18 protein-coding genes and 1 pseudogene are annotated in these 18,493 nt (G+C 27.2%); 10 read left to right on the plus strand and 9 right to left on the minus strand.

Going from position 1 to position 18,493, the window contains the following annotated elements; translation table 11 throughout:
• Position 1: 1 nt before the first annotated feature.
• The 6 genes from CSBG_RS08645 (at position 2) to CSBG_RS08670 (ending at position 8,568) form a co-directional block, all read left to right on the plus strand.
• Positions 2-1,729, plus strand: a complete 1,728-nt coding sequence (locus CSBG_RS08645) for an ABC transporter ATP-binding protein (protein WP_008678762.1) — start codon at positions 2-4, stop codon at positions 1,727-1,729.
• Positions 1,730-1,733: 4 nt separating this feature from the next.
• A complete protein-coding gene (locus CSBG_RS08650; RefSeq protein WP_008678764.1) occupies positions 1,734-3,575 on the plus strand; it encodes an ABC transporter ATP-binding protein in 1,842 nt (613 codons plus the stop codon).
• A gap of 181 nt (positions 3,576-3,756) precedes the next feature.
• On the plus strand, positions 3,757-5,154 hold the full coding sequence (locus CSBG_RS08655) for a TRAP transporter large permease subunit (protein ID WP_008678766.1): 1,398 nt from the start codon (positions 3,757-3,759) through the stop codon (positions 5,152-5,154).
• Between the two features lie 191 nt (positions 5,155-5,345).
• Positions 5,346-5,780 (plus strand): N-acetyltransferase, encoded by a 435-nt coding sequence (locus tag CSBG_RS08660; protein ID WP_008678768.1) that lies wholly within the window; start codon positions 5,346-5,348, stop codon positions 5,778-5,780.
• A 114-nt stretch (positions 5,781-5,894) separates the two neighbouring features.
• On the plus strand, positions 5,895-6,509 hold the full coding sequence (locus tag CSBG_RS08665) for a DUF3267 domain-containing protein (RefSeq protein WP_008678770.1): 615 nt from the start codon (positions 5,895-5,897) through the stop codon (positions 6,507-6,509).
• A 418-nt stretch (positions 6,510-6,927) separates the two neighbouring features.
• Positions 6,928-8,568 carry a peptide ABC transporter substrate-binding protein gene (locus CSBG_RS08670; RefSeq protein ID WP_008678771.1) on the plus strand — a complete coding sequence of 547 codons (1,641 nt, stop codon included), beginning with the start codon at positions 6,928-6,930 and terminating at the stop codon, positions 8,566-8,568.
• Positions 8,569-8,755: 187 nt separating this feature from the next.
• Here the strand turns inward: CSBG_RS08670 and CSBG_RS08675 are convergent, their stop codons facing one another.
• The 4 genes from CSBG_RS08675 to CSBG_RS08690 form a co-directional block, all read right to left on the minus strand.
• Positions 8,756-9,118 (minus strand): DUF2085 domain-containing protein, encoded by a 363-nt coding sequence (locus tag CSBG_RS08675; RefSeq protein ID WP_035285233.1) that lies wholly within the window; start codon positions 9,116-9,118, stop codon positions 8,756-8,758.
• A gap of 3 nt (positions 9,119-9,121) precedes the next feature.
• Positions 9,122-9,415 (minus strand): zinc ribbon domain-containing protein, encoded by a 294-nt coding sequence (locus tag CSBG_RS08680; RefSeq protein ID WP_008678773.1) that lies wholly within the window; start codon positions 9,413-9,415, stop codon positions 9,122-9,124.
• Between the two features lie 224 nt (positions 9,416-9,639).
• Positions 9,640-9,966, minus strand: coding sequence for a hypothetical protein (locus tag CSBG_RS08685; RefSeq protein ID WP_008678774.1), 327 nt, complete (start codon positions 9,964-9,966; stop codon positions 9,640-9,642).
• Positions 9,967-10,016: 50 nt separating this feature from the next.
• Complete coding sequence (locus CSBG_RS08690) at positions 10,017-10,337, minus strand: hypothetical protein (protein ID WP_008678776.1); 321 nt, start codon at positions 10,335-10,337, stop codon at positions 10,017-10,019.
• 144 nt (positions 10,338-10,481) lie between these two features.
• Here CSBG_RS08690 and CSBG_RS08695 point away from each other — a divergent pair, with 144 nt between their 5' ends.
• Together CSBG_RS08695 and CSBG_RS08700 are read left to right on the plus strand one after the other, a co-directional pair.
• Complete coding sequence (locus CSBG_RS08695; protein WP_008678779.1) at positions 10,482-11,390, plus strand: DMT family transporter; 909 nt, start codon at positions 10,482-10,484, stop codon at positions 11,388-11,390.
• 136 nt (positions 11,391-11,526) lie between these two features.
• A complete protein-coding gene (locus CSBG_RS08700) occupies positions 11,527-11,901 on the plus strand; it encodes a hypothetical protein (protein ID WP_008678781.1) in 375 nt (124 codons plus the stop codon).
• A 133-nt stretch (positions 11,902-12,034) separates the two neighbouring features.
• Here CSBG_RS08700 and CSBG_RS18525 read toward each other — a convergent pair whose 3' ends face one another.
• From CSBG_RS18525 to CSBG_RS08710, 3 genes are read right to left on the minus strand one after another with little or no spacing between them, the layout of a single operon-like run.
• Positions 12,035-12,199 (minus strand): hypothetical protein, encoded by a 165-nt coding sequence (locus CSBG_RS18525; protein WP_008678783.1) that lies wholly within the window; start codon positions 12,197-12,199, stop codon positions 12,035-12,037.
• A complete protein-coding gene (locus tag CSBG_RS08705; protein ID WP_008678784.1) occupies positions 12,186-13,484 on the minus strand; it encodes a cytosine permease in 1,299 nt (432 codons plus the stop codon). The genes CSBG_RS18525 and CSBG_RS08705 overlap by 14 nt, the downstream gene beginning before the upstream one ends.
• A gap of 33 nt (positions 13,485-13,517) precedes the next feature.
• Positions 13,518-14,000, minus strand: coding sequence for a nucleoside deaminase (locus CSBG_RS08710; RefSeq protein WP_008678786.1), 483 nt, complete (start codon positions 13,998-14,000; stop codon positions 13,518-13,520).
• A gap of 205 nt (positions 14,001-14,205) precedes the next feature.
• On the opposite strand from CSBG_RS08710, the gene CSBG_RS08715 reads away from it, so the two are divergent.
• Together CSBG_RS08715 and nhaA are read left to right on the plus strand one after the other, a co-directional pair.
• Positions 14,206-14,967 carry a GntR family transcriptional regulator gene (locus CSBG_RS08715; protein WP_008678787.1) on the plus strand — a complete coding sequence of 254 codons (762 nt, stop codon included), beginning with the start codon at positions 14,206-14,208 and terminating at the stop codon, positions 14,965-14,967.
• Positions 14,968-15,506: 539 nt separating this feature from the next.
• Entirely contained in the window at positions 15,507-16,715 is a 1,209-nt protein-coding gene (gene nhaA / locus CSBG_RS08720) for a Na+/H+ antiporter NhaA (protein ID WP_008678789.1), read from the plus strand.
• A 109-nt stretch (positions 16,716-16,824) separates the two neighbouring features.
• Here the strand turns inward: nhaA and hisS are convergent, their stop codons facing one another.
• Both hisS and CSBG_RS18530 read right to left on the minus strand, forming a co-directional pair.
• Positions 16,825-18,123 carry a histidine--tRNA ligase gene (gene hisS / locus CSBG_RS08725; RefSeq protein ID WP_008678792.1) on the minus strand — a complete coding sequence of 433 codons (1,299 nt, stop codon included), beginning with the start codon at positions 18,121-18,123 and terminating at the stop codon, positions 16,825-16,827.
• A 228-nt stretch (positions 18,124-18,351) separates the two neighbouring features.
• A pseudogene (locus CSBG_RS18530) lies at positions 18,352-18,478 on the minus strand (IS200/IS605 family transposase); the annotation flags it as partial.
• Positions 18,479-18,493 lie beyond the last annotated feature (15 nt).

Below are 18,493 nucleotides of genomic sequence, written 5' to 3' on the forward strand. Positions count from 1 at the left end.
TATGAAGTATTTAAAACTATTCCTAAAAGAAAGCAAAAGTAAAGTAGGAATAACATTAATTATGCTTTTGGGACAAGTAGTAGGAACATTACTAATTCCATATTTAATAGCAGGAATTGTAGACAATGGAATTTTGAAAGGTGATATGAATGAAATTCTTCATATAGGGGTTCAAATGATAATAGTTCTTTTAATAACAACAATTGCAGCAGTACTTGGAAGTTATTATTCTGCAGATCTTGCTGCAGTTTTTGGATATTACTTAAGAGATAAGATTTTCCGTAAGAGTCAGGAGTTATCTATTCATGAATTTGATACTATTGGAGTTTCGTCTATGATAACACGTACAACTTCAGATATTTCTAATTTCCAACAGAACTTTGGGTTAGCTTTGCAGCTTATAGTTCCAGCTCCACTTATTATTGGTACATCTATTATCATGACAGCATACACTAGCTTTTCTTTAGCCTTAATACTTATTTTATCTGTGATAATATTTATTGCTTTTTCTGGATTAGTACTTAAGAAATCAATATTTATTTCTAAAAGGGTTCAATCTAAACTAGATTATATTAATCAAGTAATAAGGGAATCTATTACTGGAATTCGTGTTATTCGTGCATTTGGAAATGAAAAATATGAAGAGGGTAGATCAGGTAAAGCTTTTAAAAGCTATGCTACAGATATGATAAAACTAAATAAGCTATTTGCTATATTAAATCCTATAATATGGCTTATAATTGGTCTTTCAATAGCTATTATAGTTTGGATAGGTGGAATTCTTTCCATGAAGGGTACAATGGAAATTGGCCAAATAACTGCTGTAACTGAATATTCTATTATTACATTAAGCTATTTAATAATGGCTACAACAACAAGTGTTACTCTTCCTAAAATGAAATCATGTCTTGATCGTATAGAGGAAGTTTTAGAAATTAATCCAGAGATTCAGGATTCGAATATAGAAAAGCAATGTACAAAAGATAAGTATGCAGTAGTTGAATTTGAAAATGTATCTTTCTTTTATCATGGAGCAGAAGAACCAGTTATTAGCAATTTATCATTTTCATGTAATAAAGGTGAGACTACAGCCATTATTGGAAGTACAGGCTCTGGTAAAAGCACTATTGCTAATCTTATTCTAAGACTACATGACATAGACCAAGGAGAAATTCGTATAGATGGTGTGGATATAAGAAGTCTTTCACAAAATGAATTAAGAAATACAATTGGTTATATTCCTCAAAAAGCATTTTTGTTTAGTGGAACAATTGAGGATAACCTAAAAATGGGATATAAAGAAGCAACTAAAGAAGATATGAAGAAAGCATTAAGTATTTCTCAATCAGAATCTTTTGTTAATAAATTGCCTAAAGGGTTAAAATCTAAAGTGTCTCAAGGTGGTTCAAATTTCTCAGGTGGACAAAAACAACGTTTATCTATTGCAAGAGCTCTTATAAGAAAAGTACCAATTTATATTTTTGATGATAGCTTTTCTGCTTTGGACTTAAAAACAGATGCAGCACTTCGTAAATCACTTAAAGAAAATATGACAGATGCAGCTAAGATAATAATTGCTCAAAGGGTGAGTACAATTATGGATGCAGATCAAATACTTGTATTAGATGAAGGGAACCTAGTTGGTATTGGGAAACATGCTGAACTAATGAAAAATTGTTCTGTATATCAAGCAATTGCTAAAAGTCAAATGAATATAAAGGAGGCTTGATTTTATGAAGAAGGATAAAAATATAGAAAAAGATACAACGATATTTAGCGAGGATATTCCTCAAAACACAAAAAAGACTATTAAAAGGCTAATGAGACAATTAAAAACACAAAATAAAAAGCTAATATTTGTAGGAATATCTGCATTATTTAGTAGTGCATCTTATGCAATTATGCCACTTATTGTTGGATCAGCTATTAATAATTTAGTAAATGCAATTCGTAATTTTGATGGATCTGTAAGTGTTTTATCGATGGTAACAAATGCACTAGCTATGCCAGTTTTAATGTTAGTATTAACTTCTATTATTAGCAGTTTTCTTTCTTATGTTCAGCAGTATATAATATCTAGCATTGGTGAAAATTTAACTCTTTCATTACGTAAAGAAATTAGTAAGAAATTAAATAGACTTCCATTAAAATACTTTGATTCACATAAAACAGGAGATATTATGAGCAGGGTAACAAATGACCTTGAAAAAGTATCTCTAGTAATGCAAGTTGGATTTATGCAGTTTATCTCTTCTTGTTTTACAATTGTACTTACAATTATTTCAATGCTTATATTAAATCAAAAGCTATCTTTATTAATTTTCATATTCCTTGGAATTAGTGCAATTGCAACTAATTATGTATCAAGTTTAAGTCAACGTTATTATGCAGAAAATTATGCTGCAATGGGTGACTTAAGTGGGAAAATTGAAGAAGTGTATTCTGGTAATCGTATTATCAAAGTCTTTAATAAGCAAGAAGATATAATTGAAGAAGTTACTGAGCTTAATAAAAAGCAATTTGAGGTAAATAGAAGAGCTCAATTTGTTGATTTTGCTATATATCCAACTATTAGATTTTTAAGTCAATTAGGTTTTGTAGCAACAGCAATTGTAGGTGGAATAATGACACTTAATGGTCAAATTTCCTTAGGTGGAATCCAGGCATTTTTACAATACGTAAATCAAGTTTCTGAGCCTGTTACCCAAGCTTCTTATGTTATTATGTCTTTACAATCTGCTATTGCTGGAGCTGAAAGAGTTTTTGACCTATTAGATGAAGAAGAAGAAATTTCAGATAATAAAATCAATGAGTTTTCATTTAATGAACATCCTATATCCAAGGGAAAGGTAGATTTTAAAAATGTAAAATTTGGATATACTGCTGAAAAAACTTTAATAAAAGATTTAAATCTTGAAGTAAAACCAAATGAAATGGTAGCTATTGTTGGACCAACAGGAGGAGGAAAAACTACATTAATTAACTTAATTATGCGTTTTTATGAATTAAATGAAGGAACTATATCAATTGATGGAATTAATATTAAGGATATACCTAGAAATACATTACGTAGACAAATTGGTATGGTACTTCAAGATACATGGCTATTTGAAGGTACAATAGCCGAAAATATTGCATATGGTAGGATGGATGCTACACGTAAAGAAATAATAGCTGCTGCAAAAGCTGCTAGCTGTGACCATTTTATACGTACATTAGAGCATGGATATGATACAGTAATTTCTAGTGAAACATCAAACGTTTCTCAAGGACAAATGCAACTTTTAACAATTGCTCGTGCTATGCTGACAAATCCTACAATTATGATATTAGATGAAGCTACTTCAAGTGTAGACACAAGGACAGAAGTAGAAATACAAAAAGCTTTATCAAGACTTATGAAGGATAAAACAAGTTTTGTAATAGCTCATAGATTATCGACTATCCAAAATGCCGATATGATTTTAGTTGTTAAAGATGGTGATATTGTAGAAAGAGGAAATCATGAAAATCTTCTAGCACAAAATGGGTTTTATGCTTCTCTTTATTATAGTCAATTTGAAGTGGCAAATTAACTATTATCTTTTTAATTATTTGGGACTTTATAAGTTATTTGGTCTTTTATATAGAGGTATATTAGATATAAAAAAGTAGTATTAATTAGAATTATGTATTTTTCTGACTATTATTCTGTAACGAAGCAACAGTAAGTATCATATTATTTATACTATAGTAATTAATAGAGTGGAGACATACATGATAAACGTAACATTAACACCACTACACTACATTTATCTTATTTTTATTATAGTTATTATAATTGCTATGGTAAAGAAAAGAGATATATCTTTAATTTGTATATTGGGTATATTCATATTGGGCCTTATGGGAACACAATCTCTTTCAAAGGCAACTATGGGTATTTTTAATAGTTTTGTATATGCTACAAAGGAGCTCATGCCGACAATCTTTATTATTTCTGTTGTAACAGCAATGAGTAGGTCTTTAATTGATTCAGGTATAAATGATGAGATAGTTTCTCCTTTTAAAGGAGTAATTAAAAATTATTGGATTGCTTACTGGGTTATTGGCATAGTTATGATGATTTTGTCATGGTTCTTCTGGCCATCACCAGCAGTAGCGCTTATAGGTGCTTTGTTTTTACCTCTTGCTAAGAAAGCTGGGCTTCCAGCTATGGGAGTTGCAATAGCTATGAACTTATTTGGACATGGTATTGCATTATCAAGTGATTACATTATTCAAGCTGCACCAAAACTTACTGCAGATGCAGCTGGTATACCTATAGGAAGTGTTATTTCAGCTAGTGTTCCCCTTGCAATAACAATGGGGGTTGTAACCACTACTGTTGCATTTTATTACCTTAGAAAAGACATTAAATCAGGAGCAATGACTATAGAAGATACAATTAATTATGAAGAAAATAGTAATGAAAATAAAATTGCTATATCATCAAAAAAAGTAAGAAGAGCTTTAGCCTTTTTAATTTTAGTATTATTTGCTTTAGATTTAGTTATAATGTTTAAGGCAAATCTTCAGGGAAATGATGCAACAGCTCTTATTGGTGGTACTGCAGTATTTATATTAAGTTTAGTTTCTGTAGTATCATATAAAAAAGAATCTCTTGAAAAAGTAACAGAAAATCTTGTAAAAGGATTGCGATTTGGTTTTAAAATATTTGGTGTTGTTATACCAGTTGCTGCATTTTTCTATTTAGGTGATTCAGCATTTAATGAAATTTTTGGAAAGATACTTCCTGAAGTTTCTCATGGTATAGTAAATGATTTAGGGCTTGCCCTTGCTAATTTAGTACCTATAAATTCAGTTGTTTCAGCAAGTACACTTTCTGTAGTAGGTGCCATAACAGGTTTAGATGGTTCTGGATTTTCAGGGATATCACTAGTTGGATCTGTTTCACAAATATTCTCAACTGCCTTAGGTGGAGGAATAGAAACACTTACAGCTTTAGGCCAATTAGTTGGAATATGGGTTGGTGGAGGAACTATAGTTCCTTGGGCTGTAATACCAGTAGCAGCAATATGCGGTATAGATCCTTTTGAACTTACTAAGAAGAACTTCAAACCAGTTGTAATTGGAATAGTTGTAACTACTTTGGTAGCCATATTTATAATTTAAATAAAAAAACATGATATTGTAATTAAATTAATTGCAATATCATGTTTTTTATTTTTAGTATATAATTTTAAAGGTAAGTAAAATTATTTAATCTAAAGATAGCATTTCATAAATATATTCTTAGAAAGGGTGAACTTAATGAGTGTTTAAACTCTTACTTTTAAAATTTATATAAATTGAGGAGAAAGAGTATGATAATAGATTTAAATTCAAATATAAATAAGTTAGAAGAAGTAATGAAAATTTGGTTAGAAACTAATATAGATGCTCATGATTTTATATGTAAGGAGTATTGGATTAAAAATTATGATTTAGTTAGGGAATTACTTAAAGAAGCTGATGTTTATATATTTGAAGAGGATGATGTTGTTAAAGGTTTTATAGGTGTAGTTGAAAATAATTATATAGGTGGAATTTTTGTAAAAAAAGAATACCAAAGAGATGGTGTAGGGCAAAGATTGATAGATTTTTGTAAAGCTACATATTCCTGTTTAACATTAAATGTTTTTATAAAAAATAAAAGGGCAATAAACTTCTACAATAAAAATGGTTTTGTTGTTTTAGAAGAGCTTATTAATGAAGATACAAAAGAAAGGGAATATCTTATGTCTTTTGAACAAAAGTAATCTAAAAGCTCTATATTAATTTAAAATACCGCAGTTTAATTTTTGAAATTGTGGTATTTATAAATATATGCAAAAATATAATTGTATAGTATTTGTTTTTAGGGAGGGGTTAAGTTGAAATATATAAAATGCATTCCATCTACAGATAAATTAGTATGTGAAAATTTATTGCTAGATGGTTGGAAAAAGCTAAAAGAGCCTAAAGATGTTAAATCCGCTATTTTTTATTCTTTGCCGATTATGATAATTTCTTTTTTTATTGAATTAACACTTATTTACTTTTTATATCAACCTTTTAGAGAACTTATCAATGGAAGTAGCGGTTTAAAATTACAGTTAACTTTAAATTTTAATATATTCATATATTTAATTACTATTATCATTTTCTTAATTATACATGAATTACTTCATGCTTTATTTATTCCAAAAATATTAAAGTCAAATAGGACATATTGGGGATTTAATGGAATGTTTGCTTTTGTTTATACTGAAGAAAAGATAAAAAAAAGTAGATTTATAATTATTTCTGTAATGCCTTATTTAATATTATCTTTTATTTTTCCAATAATTTTAAGTAATTTAGGAGTATTAAATGGATTTCTTTGTTTCTTATGTTTATTAAATGCTGGTGGATCTTGTGTTGATTTATTGAACATTATTTTAATTAGTGTACAGGCTCCAAATGATTCATATATACTTAGTAATGGTAATAATACATATTACAAATAGCTTTATAACATTAATAACCCAGAAATGCAATTTAGAAGTTGTATTTATGGGTTATTTTTAATGTGATGCAAATTTGTAAATAACATTACTTTTTTGTTTATAATTATAAGGAAAATTTTAATGAAATATAAAAAACAAGAATAATAGCGATTGATAATTTATTAACTGAAATAAGGTTGTAGTTATTAAATTAATTATAAAAACTCCTAACAATTTAAAGATTTTATATAAAATATTAATTTTTTTGAAAAATACGTATTGACATTTTATGTATTAAAGTGTATTATTTGTTTAAATCAGAAGAATAAATACAAATAAGAAGTGTATATAAATTCTTTCTAGATTATAAAAAAAGAAATCATTGGGGTTTAATTTTATTATTAAATTTAAAAAATAAATATTAAGGGGGAATAATTTTATGAAGGCAAAAAAATTAAGGAGAATTTGTGCCGTAGCATTAACACTTGCACTTGGAATGTCTGTATTTGCAGGCTGCCAAAGTAAACAAGAAGAATCAAGAAAATTGATCTATAATTTAGGAGAGGATCCAGAAACAATTGATCCTACCTTAAATACTTCATCAGGATCAGGATCAGTAATAGATAATGCTTTTGAAGGTTTAATGAGACTCGATGAAAATGAAAAAGCAGTTCCTGGAGTTGCTGAAAGTTATGAAGTTTCAGATGATAATTTAGTTTATACTTTTAAGTTAAGAAAAGATGCTAAATGGTCAGATGGAGAACCAGTAACAGCAAAGGATTTTGAGTATTCTTGGATTAGAGCTATATCCAAGGAAACAGCAGCAGAATATAATTATCAATTATTTTATATAAAAAATGCGCAAAAATTTAACGAAGGTACAGCAACTAGAGAAGATGTTGGAATTGAAGTTGTAGACGATCATACTTTAAAAGTAACTTTAGAAGCACCAACAGCTTACTTCTTAGAACTTACTACATTTACAACTTATATGCCATTAAGAGAAGATATAGTTAGTAGTGATCCAGAAGGATGGGCACTAGATCCAAAAACTTATGTTTCAAATGGACCTTTCAAATTAGCTCAATGGGATATGAAAGATCAATTAGTATTTGAAAAGAATGAAAATTACTGGAACAAAGATGATATAAAGCTTCCAGGCGTAGTTTATAAATTAGTTACTGATCAAAATACTGCTTATGCTTCATTAAAATCTGGTGAATTTGACATGGTTGATACAGTTCCACCATCAGAAATTGAAAGTGGTCAAGCTGAAGGATTAGTTACAATCCATCCAAATCTTGGTACCTACATGGTAGTATTTAATGTTGGTAAACAATCAACTTTATCTGAAGATGCAAAAAAGGTTTTAAGTAATGCAAAAGTAAGAAAAGCTTTATCTATTGCAATTGATAGAGAAGGTATAGTTAATGAAGTTACAAAAGCAAAACAAACTCCAGCATATGCTTTTGTTCCAGAAGGAATTTTAAACGCTGAAGGAGAAGATTTTGCTGATAGAAAGTACTATGATGCAAATAAACCTAATATAGAAGAAGCTAAAAAATTACTAGCTGAAGCTGGATATCCAAATGGAGAAGGAATTCCAACTTTAGAGTTTATGTATAATACAGAAGGATCTCATAATTTAGTAGCACAAGTAATTCAACAAGACTGGGCTAAGATTGGAGTTAATGTAGAGCTTACTAACCAAGAATGGAAAGTATTCTTAAATACTAGACAACAAGGTGGATATCAAATTGCAAGACATGGCTGGCTTGGAGATTACGTTGATCCAATGACATTCTTAGATTTATGGGTAACAGGTGGAGGAAACAACGATGCTGGTTATTCAAATCCTAAGTATGATGAATTAGTTAATGGTGCTAAGGTTGAAGCTGATGTAAATAAGAGATGGGATATGATGAAGCAAGCAGAAGATATATTAATGGAAGATATGCCAATAATTCCACTTTACTTCTACAATAAGACAACTGGGGCTAAGCCAGAAGTTAAAGGAGTTAGAGTTTCAATGCTTGGACATGTATATTTTGATAAAGCATATATAGAGGAATCAAAGTAAAATAATAATTAAAACTAACTATTATTAAACTCAATGATAAAAATTAAAAAGTTGTATAAGGTTAATTAGTAATACTTAATCTTATACAACTTTTATTTTATTATTTAATATTTAAAAAATACTTATAAAGCTTATGTATTTCAAGTAATTTAGAATATATAAAGAAGAATTGACATTTCCTTATTCTCTAAATATTTCTTCCAAAATTATAACCACACTTCCATGTGAAAATTATTGATAGTATAAATATATTACTTAATGCATATCCAAAAAGTAATCCTGTTAAAACTCTTTTTATATTATTACTTTCATAATGGGTTAATAATTGAATAAAACCATCTAAAAGCATTGGAATTATTAAAATTAAATTTAAAAGGATAGTGGGTTGATAAAAGGAAAATAGAACTGGCGAACAAATCATGCCGATTAGCTCGCCAGTACATCTCGCACATATAGGAAATTTTTTATTTTTAAAATAAAAAGATCTATCAGCTCTACAATGACATCCAAATATAATTGGCAGCCATTTAAAAAAGAATTTTTCAATCATTTCTTAATAACCATATGAAGCACCTGCAGCACCTAGGATAAATATAAATAAGTATAATAATATATAAATACCAACTGAAACTAAAGCCCCAATCCCAGCAGCCTTAGATGTTTTAGGCTTAGTATCTTTCCAAACTAAGAATAAAATTAAACCTACAATTGGAATACAGCATCCTAATAGTCCCCATCCAAATCCACCATTATCAACAACAGCAGGTGTAGAATTTGTTGCAACTCCACAATGTATACATACTGCTGCATTATCGTCTATTTCTTTCCCACAATTTTTACAGAACATTAACAATCCCCCTTTTATAATTTTATGTAATTAAAGCACTTGATTAAATTTAAAATAATGATATTAAAAATTATAAGTTCCCCTATAAAGATAGCTGTATTTAATAATATATTCTATGCTTTAAATTAAAATAAGATTCACTAAAACATGCGTATATAGATACATTTTTAAGGATTTTATTAGATAAATTTCAACAATTATTGATCAAATCATAAATATTTAAATTATGTTTGTGATAAAACTATTGAGCCATCACCAATTACTATTATTTTATAGCTAGGGTCCAACTGAGGATATATTTGAACCTTAGGAGAATTAGGCATTAGTTTTATTGATTGAACTATAGTATTGCTCTCATCATAAATAATAAGATAAGTAGTACCTTTTTCTGAAACATTTTGGGCATAATTTATCTCATTTAGTGAAATACCAAGAGCATTTGCATTATAAACACCTTCTGTAAGTGTTTTAGAATGTGCTTGAAACCCGGTCGCAGCAACATTAAAAGATAAAGATAAAGATATTAATAGCGTAAAAATAAATTTTTTCATAAGTTAAACCGCCTTTCAAGTAAATTTATATTATTTAAAGTTAAAATGTTTTAAGATAAAAATGCTGATCCTTCACCAATTAAAATTATTTTAAAGTTTGGTTCTAGTTTGTGTAAATCATACTTAGGAGAATTAGGCTCCATTTTAAGTGCTTGTATTACTGATTGATTTTCATCCACTAACAAGAAATAAACACTTTTTTCACTAGATATGTTTTGTATAAATGAGATATCCCTTCCTAGAACTTTAACAATTGAGTCTACTTTATAAACACCTTGATTGAAAATATTAGTATATATCGGAGGCTGAGCTTTAGCGATATTACAGCTCAAGCATAAAAAAATTAAAAGAGTATAAAAAAATTTTTTCATTATAATAACCACCTTTCATGGTTAGTTTGTCTATAGAATAATTTAAATATACAAATTAATCTTAAAGATGATGTAATTAGATAAACTTTGTAGTAAAATAAACCTAGTGTTGGTAAAAATTTATTTAGAAAAGAAGGGGATAATATGAAGATTAAAGGTATCTTATTTACAATACTATCAGCAATAATCTTTGGATTTACACCTGCTTTAGCAAATATAACCTATGAATTCGGGAATAATTCTTTATCTATGACTTTTTTTAGGAATTTACTTGCTATTCCAATTTTATTTTTTATATTAAAATACAAAAGAATTTCTTTGAAAGTAGAAAAGAAAGAATTAAAACATATATTTATTCTTAGCTTAATAGGTGTTGCTTTAACTACAGCTTTATTATATAGTTCGTATTCATATATAGGGGTAGGTGTAGCTACTACATTACATTTTATGTATCCAATTTTCGTTGCTTTAGCATGCAGGTTTATTTTTAATGAAAAGTTAGGTAAAAGAAAAGTACTATCTTTAGTAATGGCTTTTCTAGGTGTAGCACTTTTTATGGACATGAAAAGTAGCAATAATTTATTAGGAGCATTAATGGCATTAATATCTGGACTAACTTATGCTTTTTACATAGTATATCTTGAAAAGAAAGAACTAGTTAAAATAAACCCATATAAACTATCTTTTTACATAGTTTCTTTTGTTTCTTTTGAAATGCTAATAGGTAATATTTTTGGTGGTTATATAAAATTTAATCTTTCTTTAAAAATATATATTTTAATGATAATTATATCATTATTAACATCAATAGTAGGTGTTATTTTATTTCAAGTAGGAGTATCAATTATAGGATCTACCTCAGCTTCAATATTTTCTTTATTTGAGCCAATTACTAGTGTAATAAGTGGCTTATTATTATTTAATGAATCTATAGATATTAAAAAGATTATAGGATGTTTAGTTATTTTTATAGCAGTTACTTATTTAGCAATAGAATCAAGATCAAATGAGAAGCATGATAACGAGATAAATGATAAATCTTTAGAATTATAAAAGATAATTAAAAAAATATAAATTTACATAATAATTTTTGTAATTGTAGATATTATTATATTAATCTATTGAAAATTATCCTCAATAACATTAGAATTATATTAAGTTTAATTTTAATAATATTAAGGAGGGTGCTTTGGATAGAAAGTTAATAGAAAAGATACTTGGAAAGAAGAATTACGTTAATTTAAATGATGAAATATATATACTAAGAGAAATTACAAGTAATATGAGGCAAAATATTCAAAATAACTTATCTTTTACAGATGAGTTAATTTCTGAAATTAATGTCAAAGCTTCAAAATCTCAAGTAATAATAGATGAAATAATATTAGACTTAGAAGATGATTCATTTATCGTAGGATATACTAATAGTAAAAACTATTTGTTAAAATATTTAAATGATTTTAATAATAACCTAGAAGGAATTATAAATTCTATTAAGCCTCTCAGTTATGATGAGTTGGTTAAATATACAAATAGCATTATAGATCTTATTTTACTTTTCTAATAGTACTTATAATAAAACAATTTTAAATTAATATAAAAAGTTTAATGCCTCCTTTTATAATAGTTAGACAATAAAAGGAGGCATTTATATAATAAACTTATAATATAAAGTAATTTAATTTCTAACGTGAATTTTATGGTTGCCAATTTGAAAAGCCATAGGACATTATACCAATGCTAACTAAAAGGCCTATATTTCCTATATTAATTAAAGCAATATTATTAGATATACATGCTAAAAAGGAACAAATCCCCATAAGGATAGTGCCTAAAATTGCTGATATTTTATATTTCTTCATAATTTTTGCCTCCTTTAACATTTAATTTTGAAACTATTATAGTTAGTACAGGGAAAATTATGATTGAAGAAATTAAACTTGTTAATGCTGGAAGGCCAAATGGTAATACAAATGATAAAATAAGTGATATTATCCAAGTAATAAAGGCCAAAGGATTCCAATTTTTAAATGTGACTTTATTGAAGTCTTCATAATGTCCTTTATTAAGAATAAAATAATCAGCAATAATAATTCCGGCAAGAGGAGGAATAATATTACCTAGTGTATTTAAAAATGTAAATAAGAAATTTATTTCATATGGTTTTGTTAATGTTCCTATTGCGGCTATAATTAAAAGGATAGTAATCATCTTTTTTCTATCCATATTAAATGAATTAGATAAATTTAATGAATTTGAATATAAGTTTGCTGCATTAGTTGTAAATATATTTGTTGTCATAAGTATAATTGATGGAATAAGTAATCCCATAGATAGTAATACAGCAGGTAAATCACTATTATCTACAGCAATAGCTGCTAATGCTCCACATAATATCATTAATGAGTTCCCTAATAACAATCCAGTAAGTGAACTTGCTATTGCATCTCTAGTATTTTTGGCATATCTCATTATATCAGCAATACATGTTGCAGAAGATAAAATCCAAGTACCTATAATTGCAGTTATTCCTGTACTTATTGCCATTGGAGCAGAAGGTCTATATGATAATATATGTTCTATTCCTCCAGTAATTTGAATTGCTTTTACTGATGTAGCAATTGAAAGAAATACAATTGCAGGTATAGAAACATATCCTAAAATTGTTATTGCCTTCATGCCTGATAAAGCAAAGACTCCCATTACTAATGCACTTGCAATCATTGCTATGCCTTCACCAAATGAACCTAAATTAAAAATTAATGCAATAAAATGTCCATAGGTAGCAGCTTGTATTATATACCATCCTAAGTTTACAAAGGGAACAAAAAATGATGCAATCCTTGAACCGTTCGTACCGAAACTATATTTAGTAAGAAGCGCAAAGCTAAGCCCATTTTTGCTTGAAATTATACTTACAAGGGTAGCAATTATTCCTAAAAAGATATTTCCTAAAATACACACGTACACTATTTCTTTAAATGTTAATCCAGCAGCTAATCCGCCACCAGTCATCATACTTGTTACTACAAAGACGTATCCAGTCCATACAATAGTTAAACTTGTATAGCTTTTTCTTTGATCCTTAGGTACAGAAGTAAATTCATACTCTTTAGTATTGGTTTCAACATCTTTTTTAAAAGCCAATATAATACAACTCCTTATAATTTATATTTAATTTTATTTATTCCAGAAGTCTTTATGAACATCTGCAACTTCATTTTCTATCTCAGGGAATGGCCCTATAACTTTAATATCTTTTTGTCCTTTAGATAATACTTCTCTACAAGGTAGATCAAAAGTAGGGTTTTTAGAATCACTTCCAGTTAGATTTAATAAATCCCTTTCAGATAATCCATAAACTATTCTACCTACATTTCCCCAATAAATAGCTCCTGTACACATTGCACAAGGTTCAGCAGTAGAATATAAAGTACAATCCCATAGAAATGATTTTGAGTATTTCATAGATGCTTTTTCCATAAGTTGAGTTTCTGCATGACCAGTACATTTATAATCTGTACCCTCAATATTCATTTGTTCAAGAATTATATTGCCATCCTTATCCACTAGAATGCATCCAAATGGCATATTACCACTTTCTCTAGATCTTTTAGATACTTCAACACACTTTCTTAAATAATAAATGTGATCTTTATACATAAATATTTCTCCTCTAAAAATAAAATAGGTAATACGTATTACAAATTTTATTTTACTACCATAAATTGTAAAAATCAATATTATTTGTAAATGTTTTCTAAAATGATTTTATTGAGTTTGTTATGGTAAAATTATATAATAATATATAATTATGTAAACTAATTTGATAATAATTTTAATATAACTTGAATATTATGGAGGATATATGGGGTTAGAACCAATAAAAACAAAATCACTTACGCAAATAACGAAAGAATCTATTTTAAAGTATATAAGAACATTGAATTTAGATGTTAACAATAAATTACCAAGTGAAGAAAACCTATCAAAGGATTTAGGGGTAAGTAGGATAACTGTTAGAAGTGCTCTTAATGAACTTGCAACTGAAGGTGTTATCTTTAGAAGACAAGGAAAAGGTACTTTTATAAATGTTGAAGCTATTAAGCTTAATACTAAATTAAATCCTATAAATGAATTTGGTGAAATTATAAGAAAAAGTGGATATAAATCTAAAATTCAAAATATAAGTCATGAATTTATAAATGCAGATTTAAGTTTAAGTAATATTTTAAGAATAGAAGAGGGAAGTGACGTATTAATATTAAAAAAAACTTTTTTTGCAGATAATAATGCTTGTGTTTATTGTATAGATTATTTACCACTAAGCATCTTAGGTTATGATAATGATTTTGTATCAGATTTACTTAAATATAATGATTCATTATACAAATTTCTCTTAGAAAAAAATAATATAAAAATATATTGGGATAAAGTGACGATTTCTACAACCAATAATTCTAAGGAGAAAGAACTAACTGAAATATTTAATTGTAAAGATGATATAAAGTCCTTTTTAATTTTAAAAGGGGTTAATTATGATGATAATGATACACCAATATATTTAACTTATGAATATATAGATACAAAAATAATATCTTTTAATTTAATACGTCAAAGGGTTTATTAATCAAATAGAAGTAAAATAAATAGAGGTAGTTATAATAGCTGAGATAGTAGTTAGTTTTGTATAAAACCAAAACTAACTACTTTTTTTATTATTAAATAAACAGTATATATAATTATAATTAACTCATTAAATAGAAATCAATTTTACTTATAAGAATATAATCAACCGATAGATTAGTTTAATAATATTCTATTTAACAGTAATGATACTAATGAAATAAACTTAACAAATGAAAAAAGATAGCAATTTGGTGATATCGTATACATTTACAGAAAAATACATAAATATAATTATAAATATAATTATATGTGATTTAAAGTGAAAAAATATCAATATAGACTTCAAAGAAAGTATAAAAGAAGTATAAAAAGGGTTAAAAATATAACTTTCATTGTAAAGTGTTGGATAGTTGTTATAATAATAGTTGCGTAAAATAATATATTTTTTGGAAATATACTATAGTGTATCTTTAAAAAATATACTTATGTAATAATATGTAAAATAAAGTAGTTAGAACACTTTACAGATGGAGGGACTAAATGTATTATACACAAGAAAAAAGAAATTATTTAAGTAAGTTAAAAGTACTTTTAGAATGGGAGGCTTTACCTGGATTATTACTATTAATTGCAACTGTTTTTGCATTAATTATTGCAAATAGCCCATTAAAGGAATTATATAATACTATATTTCATCATATAGAAATATTCCCTAATTTTAATTTGCACAAGTTTATAAATGATTTTTTAATGGCAATTTTCTTTTTAGTTGTAGGCTGTGAAATTAAAATGGAAGTTATAAGAGGGCATTTATCAGATGCAAAAAGAGCATCTTTTCCAATTGTTGCTGCAATTGGGGGAGTAACAATACCAGCTATTATATTTTTTATTTTTAATAGAAGTACGTCATATGTTAATGGGATAGGTGTTCCTATATCAACGGATATAGCATTTGCTGTTGGAGCATTTATGATATTTAAGAATAGACTTAGTAATTCCCTTAAAATATTTTTATTAACTTTAGCAGTGGTTGATGATTTGATTTCTATTGCAGTTATAGGAATATTTTATTCGTCAGGAATAAAGATAATACCGCTAGTTTTAGGTGCTGTAACATTTATCATGTTATTATCACTTAGAAAAATTGATAAAAAAGAAAGACTTACTCCTTACTTTATACTAGGATTTATTTTATGGATTTGTATATTTGCAAGTGGAATACATGCTACTATAAGTGGTGTTTTATTAGCTATTACATTACCGATTAGTAAGTGTAATAAGGATACACTTGAATGTACATTAATTAGGATTGAACATGTACTAGCACCATATGCTAATTTAATTATACTTCCGTTATTTGCATTTTCTAATACTGCAATAAATATGAATATTTCATCAATACCACAAGGTTCAATAAAGGTAGCTTTAGGTATAATTGTTGGGCTAGTTGTAGGAAAGCCTTTAGGTATAATGTTATTTACATCTGTTTTATCTAAGTTTAAAGTAATAGAAAAGCCTAAAGATGTAAAATGGTACGATATAATGTGTGTTGGAATGCTTGCAGGAATAGGTTTCACTATGTCTATATTTGTAGCTGAAATAGCATTTACAGGTAATGAAAATGTATTAAATATAGTAAAAATATCTATATTATTGGCTGCAATTATCACATGTTTAATAGCTTCTATTGCAATTAATTTAGGTAAAAAAACAAATAATGGATTAAATGTAAAAGAAGTTAATGCATAGTGACAAGTTGTAAGTATTATAAAACCTTAAGCAATACAGATGTAGTGCTTAAGGTTATTTTTATTTAATGGAGGATGAAGTTTATTTTAAGCCTATTTGATAGATCCCTTTAAAAAATATCTTCAAATTTTAAAGTTTCTTGTTTACCAGTAATCATATTTTTAATATTTATAGATTTATTTGCCTCTTCTTCCTCACCTAAAAGTATAACGTACGGTATTTCTAACTTATTGGCATAATTAAGTTTTTTCTTTAATTTATCATCTTCAAAATACATTTCTACTGCTTTTCCAGACTCAGTTAACTTTTTATATACTTCACCACAATATTTTAAAGTATCACCAATTGGAATAATTAAATATTCAACCTTAGATGGAAGTTTATAACTTTCAACAAATCCTATTTCTTTTAAAACGAAGAATAATCTAGTTAAACCAATTGAAATTCCAACTCCAGGTAAGATATTATTAGTATAATTTTCTGCTAAGTTATCATATCTACCACCAGAACAAATTGAGCCATATTCTTCATTGTTAATTAATAAAGTTTCAAATACTGTTCCTGTATAGTAATCTAATCCTCTTATAATTTTTAAATTTATTATATATTCGCTGTCATAAACCCCAAGTACTTCTAAAGTAGTAGTAACTTCTTTAAGTTCATTTAATCCTAAGGTGAATTTTTCATCTTGTATATTTAATAATTCTAATTCTTCTAATACTTTATCTTTAGATCCATTTATATTTATGACTTTATTTATTATTTTTGCACTTTCTTTATTAACTAACTTATCTAGTTCTTCTTTAAATGTTTGTTCACCAATTTTATCGTATTTATCGATTAATATCATAACATCAATAGAGCTTTCGATATTTAGAGAACTTAATAAAGCAGAGAGTATTTTTCTATTGCTTATTTGAAACTTATAATCTTTTAATCCTATTGATTTAAAAGCCTTTGAAGCTAAACTTATAACTAAAGCATCATTTTTAATACTTAGCTTATCTTTTCCTATAATATCAACATCACATTGATAAAACTCTCTATATCGTCCCCTTTGATTTCTTTCTCCTCTATATACTTTTCCTATTTGATATCTTTTAAGTGGAAAATTTAAATCATTAAAGTATTGAGAAGTATATCTAGCAAAAGGAACTGTTAAATCAAATCTTAATGCTAAATTATTAGATCCTTTTTGAAATGCATAAACTTGCTTTTCTGTTTCTCCAGCGTTTTTAGCAAGTAAAATTTCAGCTTTTTCTATAATTGGAGTATCTATTGGAAGGCATCCATTTTCTTCATATACCTTTGTAATTTTTTCTACAATATCATTAAATTTTCTTTGTTCTATAGGTAATAATTCCATAAATCCTGGTAAAATACTTGGTTTAATTTTATAGTTACTCATTTTCATTTCTCCTTTATATTAATATTTTAGTTTAGTTCTTTAAGTATTTAATACTAATGAATAGCAATATAAGAATTATTAGTATTTATATTTAATTCTAAATCAGGACCACCCGTAAAACGGGTGGTTTGCTCTACGCCTATAAGGCTCTGTTACTGGCTGTGCTACTCGCACATCGAACGGTTTGCCAACCGCATATTTTCACTGGCTACCCCTAAAGGGGCTTTATTACTTGCCTTTCTTTACCGGCTCACCCGTAAACGGGTCTATGTATTCTTTTAGACTTATTTGTTCATAAACTAAATCTTCTTGAATTTGATTTTTTATTATATTCTTCAATTACTTTTTTATTTCTTTCCTACTGTATCAA

Origin of the sequence: Clostridium sp. 7_2_43FAA (genome assembly GCF_000158375.2) — a bacterium.
GTDB classification, from domain to species: Bacteria; Bacillota; Clostridia; order Clostridiales; family Clostridiaceae; genus Clostridium; species Clostridium tertium.

Excerpts from the sequence above, each read along its gene's own strand:
- CSBG_RS08645 (WP_008678762.1), top strand. The coding sequence starts at position 2 with ATGAAGTATTTAAAACTATTCCTAAAAGAAAGCAAAAGTAAAGTAGGA.
- CSBG_RS08650 (WP_008678764.1), top strand. The coding sequence starts at position 1,734 with ATGAAGAAGGATAAAAATATAGAAAAAGATACAACGATATTTAGCGAG.
- CSBG_RS08655 (WP_008678766.1), top strand. The coding sequence starts at position 3,757 with ATGATAAACGTAACATTAACACCACTACACTACATTTATCTTATTTTT.
- CSBG_RS08660 (WP_008678768.1), top strand. The coding sequence starts at position 5,346 with ATGATAATAGATTTAAATTCAAATATAAATAAGTTAGAAGAAGTAATG.
- CSBG_RS08670 (WP_008678771.1), top strand. The coding sequence starts at position 6,928 with ATGAAGGCAAAAAAATTAAGGAGAATTTGTGCCGTAGCATTAACACTT.
- CSBG_RS08675 (WP_035285233.1), bottom strand. The coding sequence starts at position 9,118 with ATGATTGAAAAATTCTTTTTTAAATGGCTGCCAATTATATTTGGATGT.
- CSBG_RS08680 (WP_008678773.1), bottom strand. The coding sequence starts at position 9,415 with ATGTTCTGTAAAAATTGTGGGAAAGAAATAGACGATAATGCAGCAGTA.
- CSBG_RS08685 (WP_008678774.1), bottom strand. The coding sequence starts at position 9,966 with ATGAAAAAATTTATTTTTACGCTATTAATATCTTTATCTTTATCTTTT.
- CSBG_RS08690 (WP_008678776.1), bottom strand. The coding sequence starts at position 10,337 with ATGAAAAAATTTTTTTATACTCTTTTAATTTTTTTATGCTTGAGCTGT.
- CSBG_RS08695 (WP_008678779.1), top strand. The coding sequence starts at position 10,482 with ATGAAGATTAAAGGTATCTTATTTACAATACTATCAGCAATAATCTTT.
- CSBG_RS18525 (WP_008678783.1), bottom strand. The coding sequence starts at position 12,199 with ATGAAGAAATATAAAATATCAGCAATTTTAGGCACTATCCTTATGGGG.
- CSBG_RS08710 (WP_008678786.1), bottom strand. The coding sequence starts at position 14,000 with ATGTATAAAGATCACATTTATTATTTAAGAAAGTGTGTTGAAGTATCT.
- CSBG_RS08715 (WP_008678787.1), top strand. The coding sequence starts at position 14,206 with ATGGGGTTAGAACCAATAAAAACAAAATCACTTACGCAAATAACGAAA.
- nhaA (WP_008678789.1), top strand. The coding sequence starts at position 15,507 with ATGTATTATACACAAGAAAAAAGAAATTATTTAAGTAAGTTAAAAGTA.
- hisS (WP_008678792.1), bottom strand. The coding sequence starts at position 18,123 with ATGAGTAACTATAAAATTAAACCAAGTATTTTACCAGGATTTATGGAA.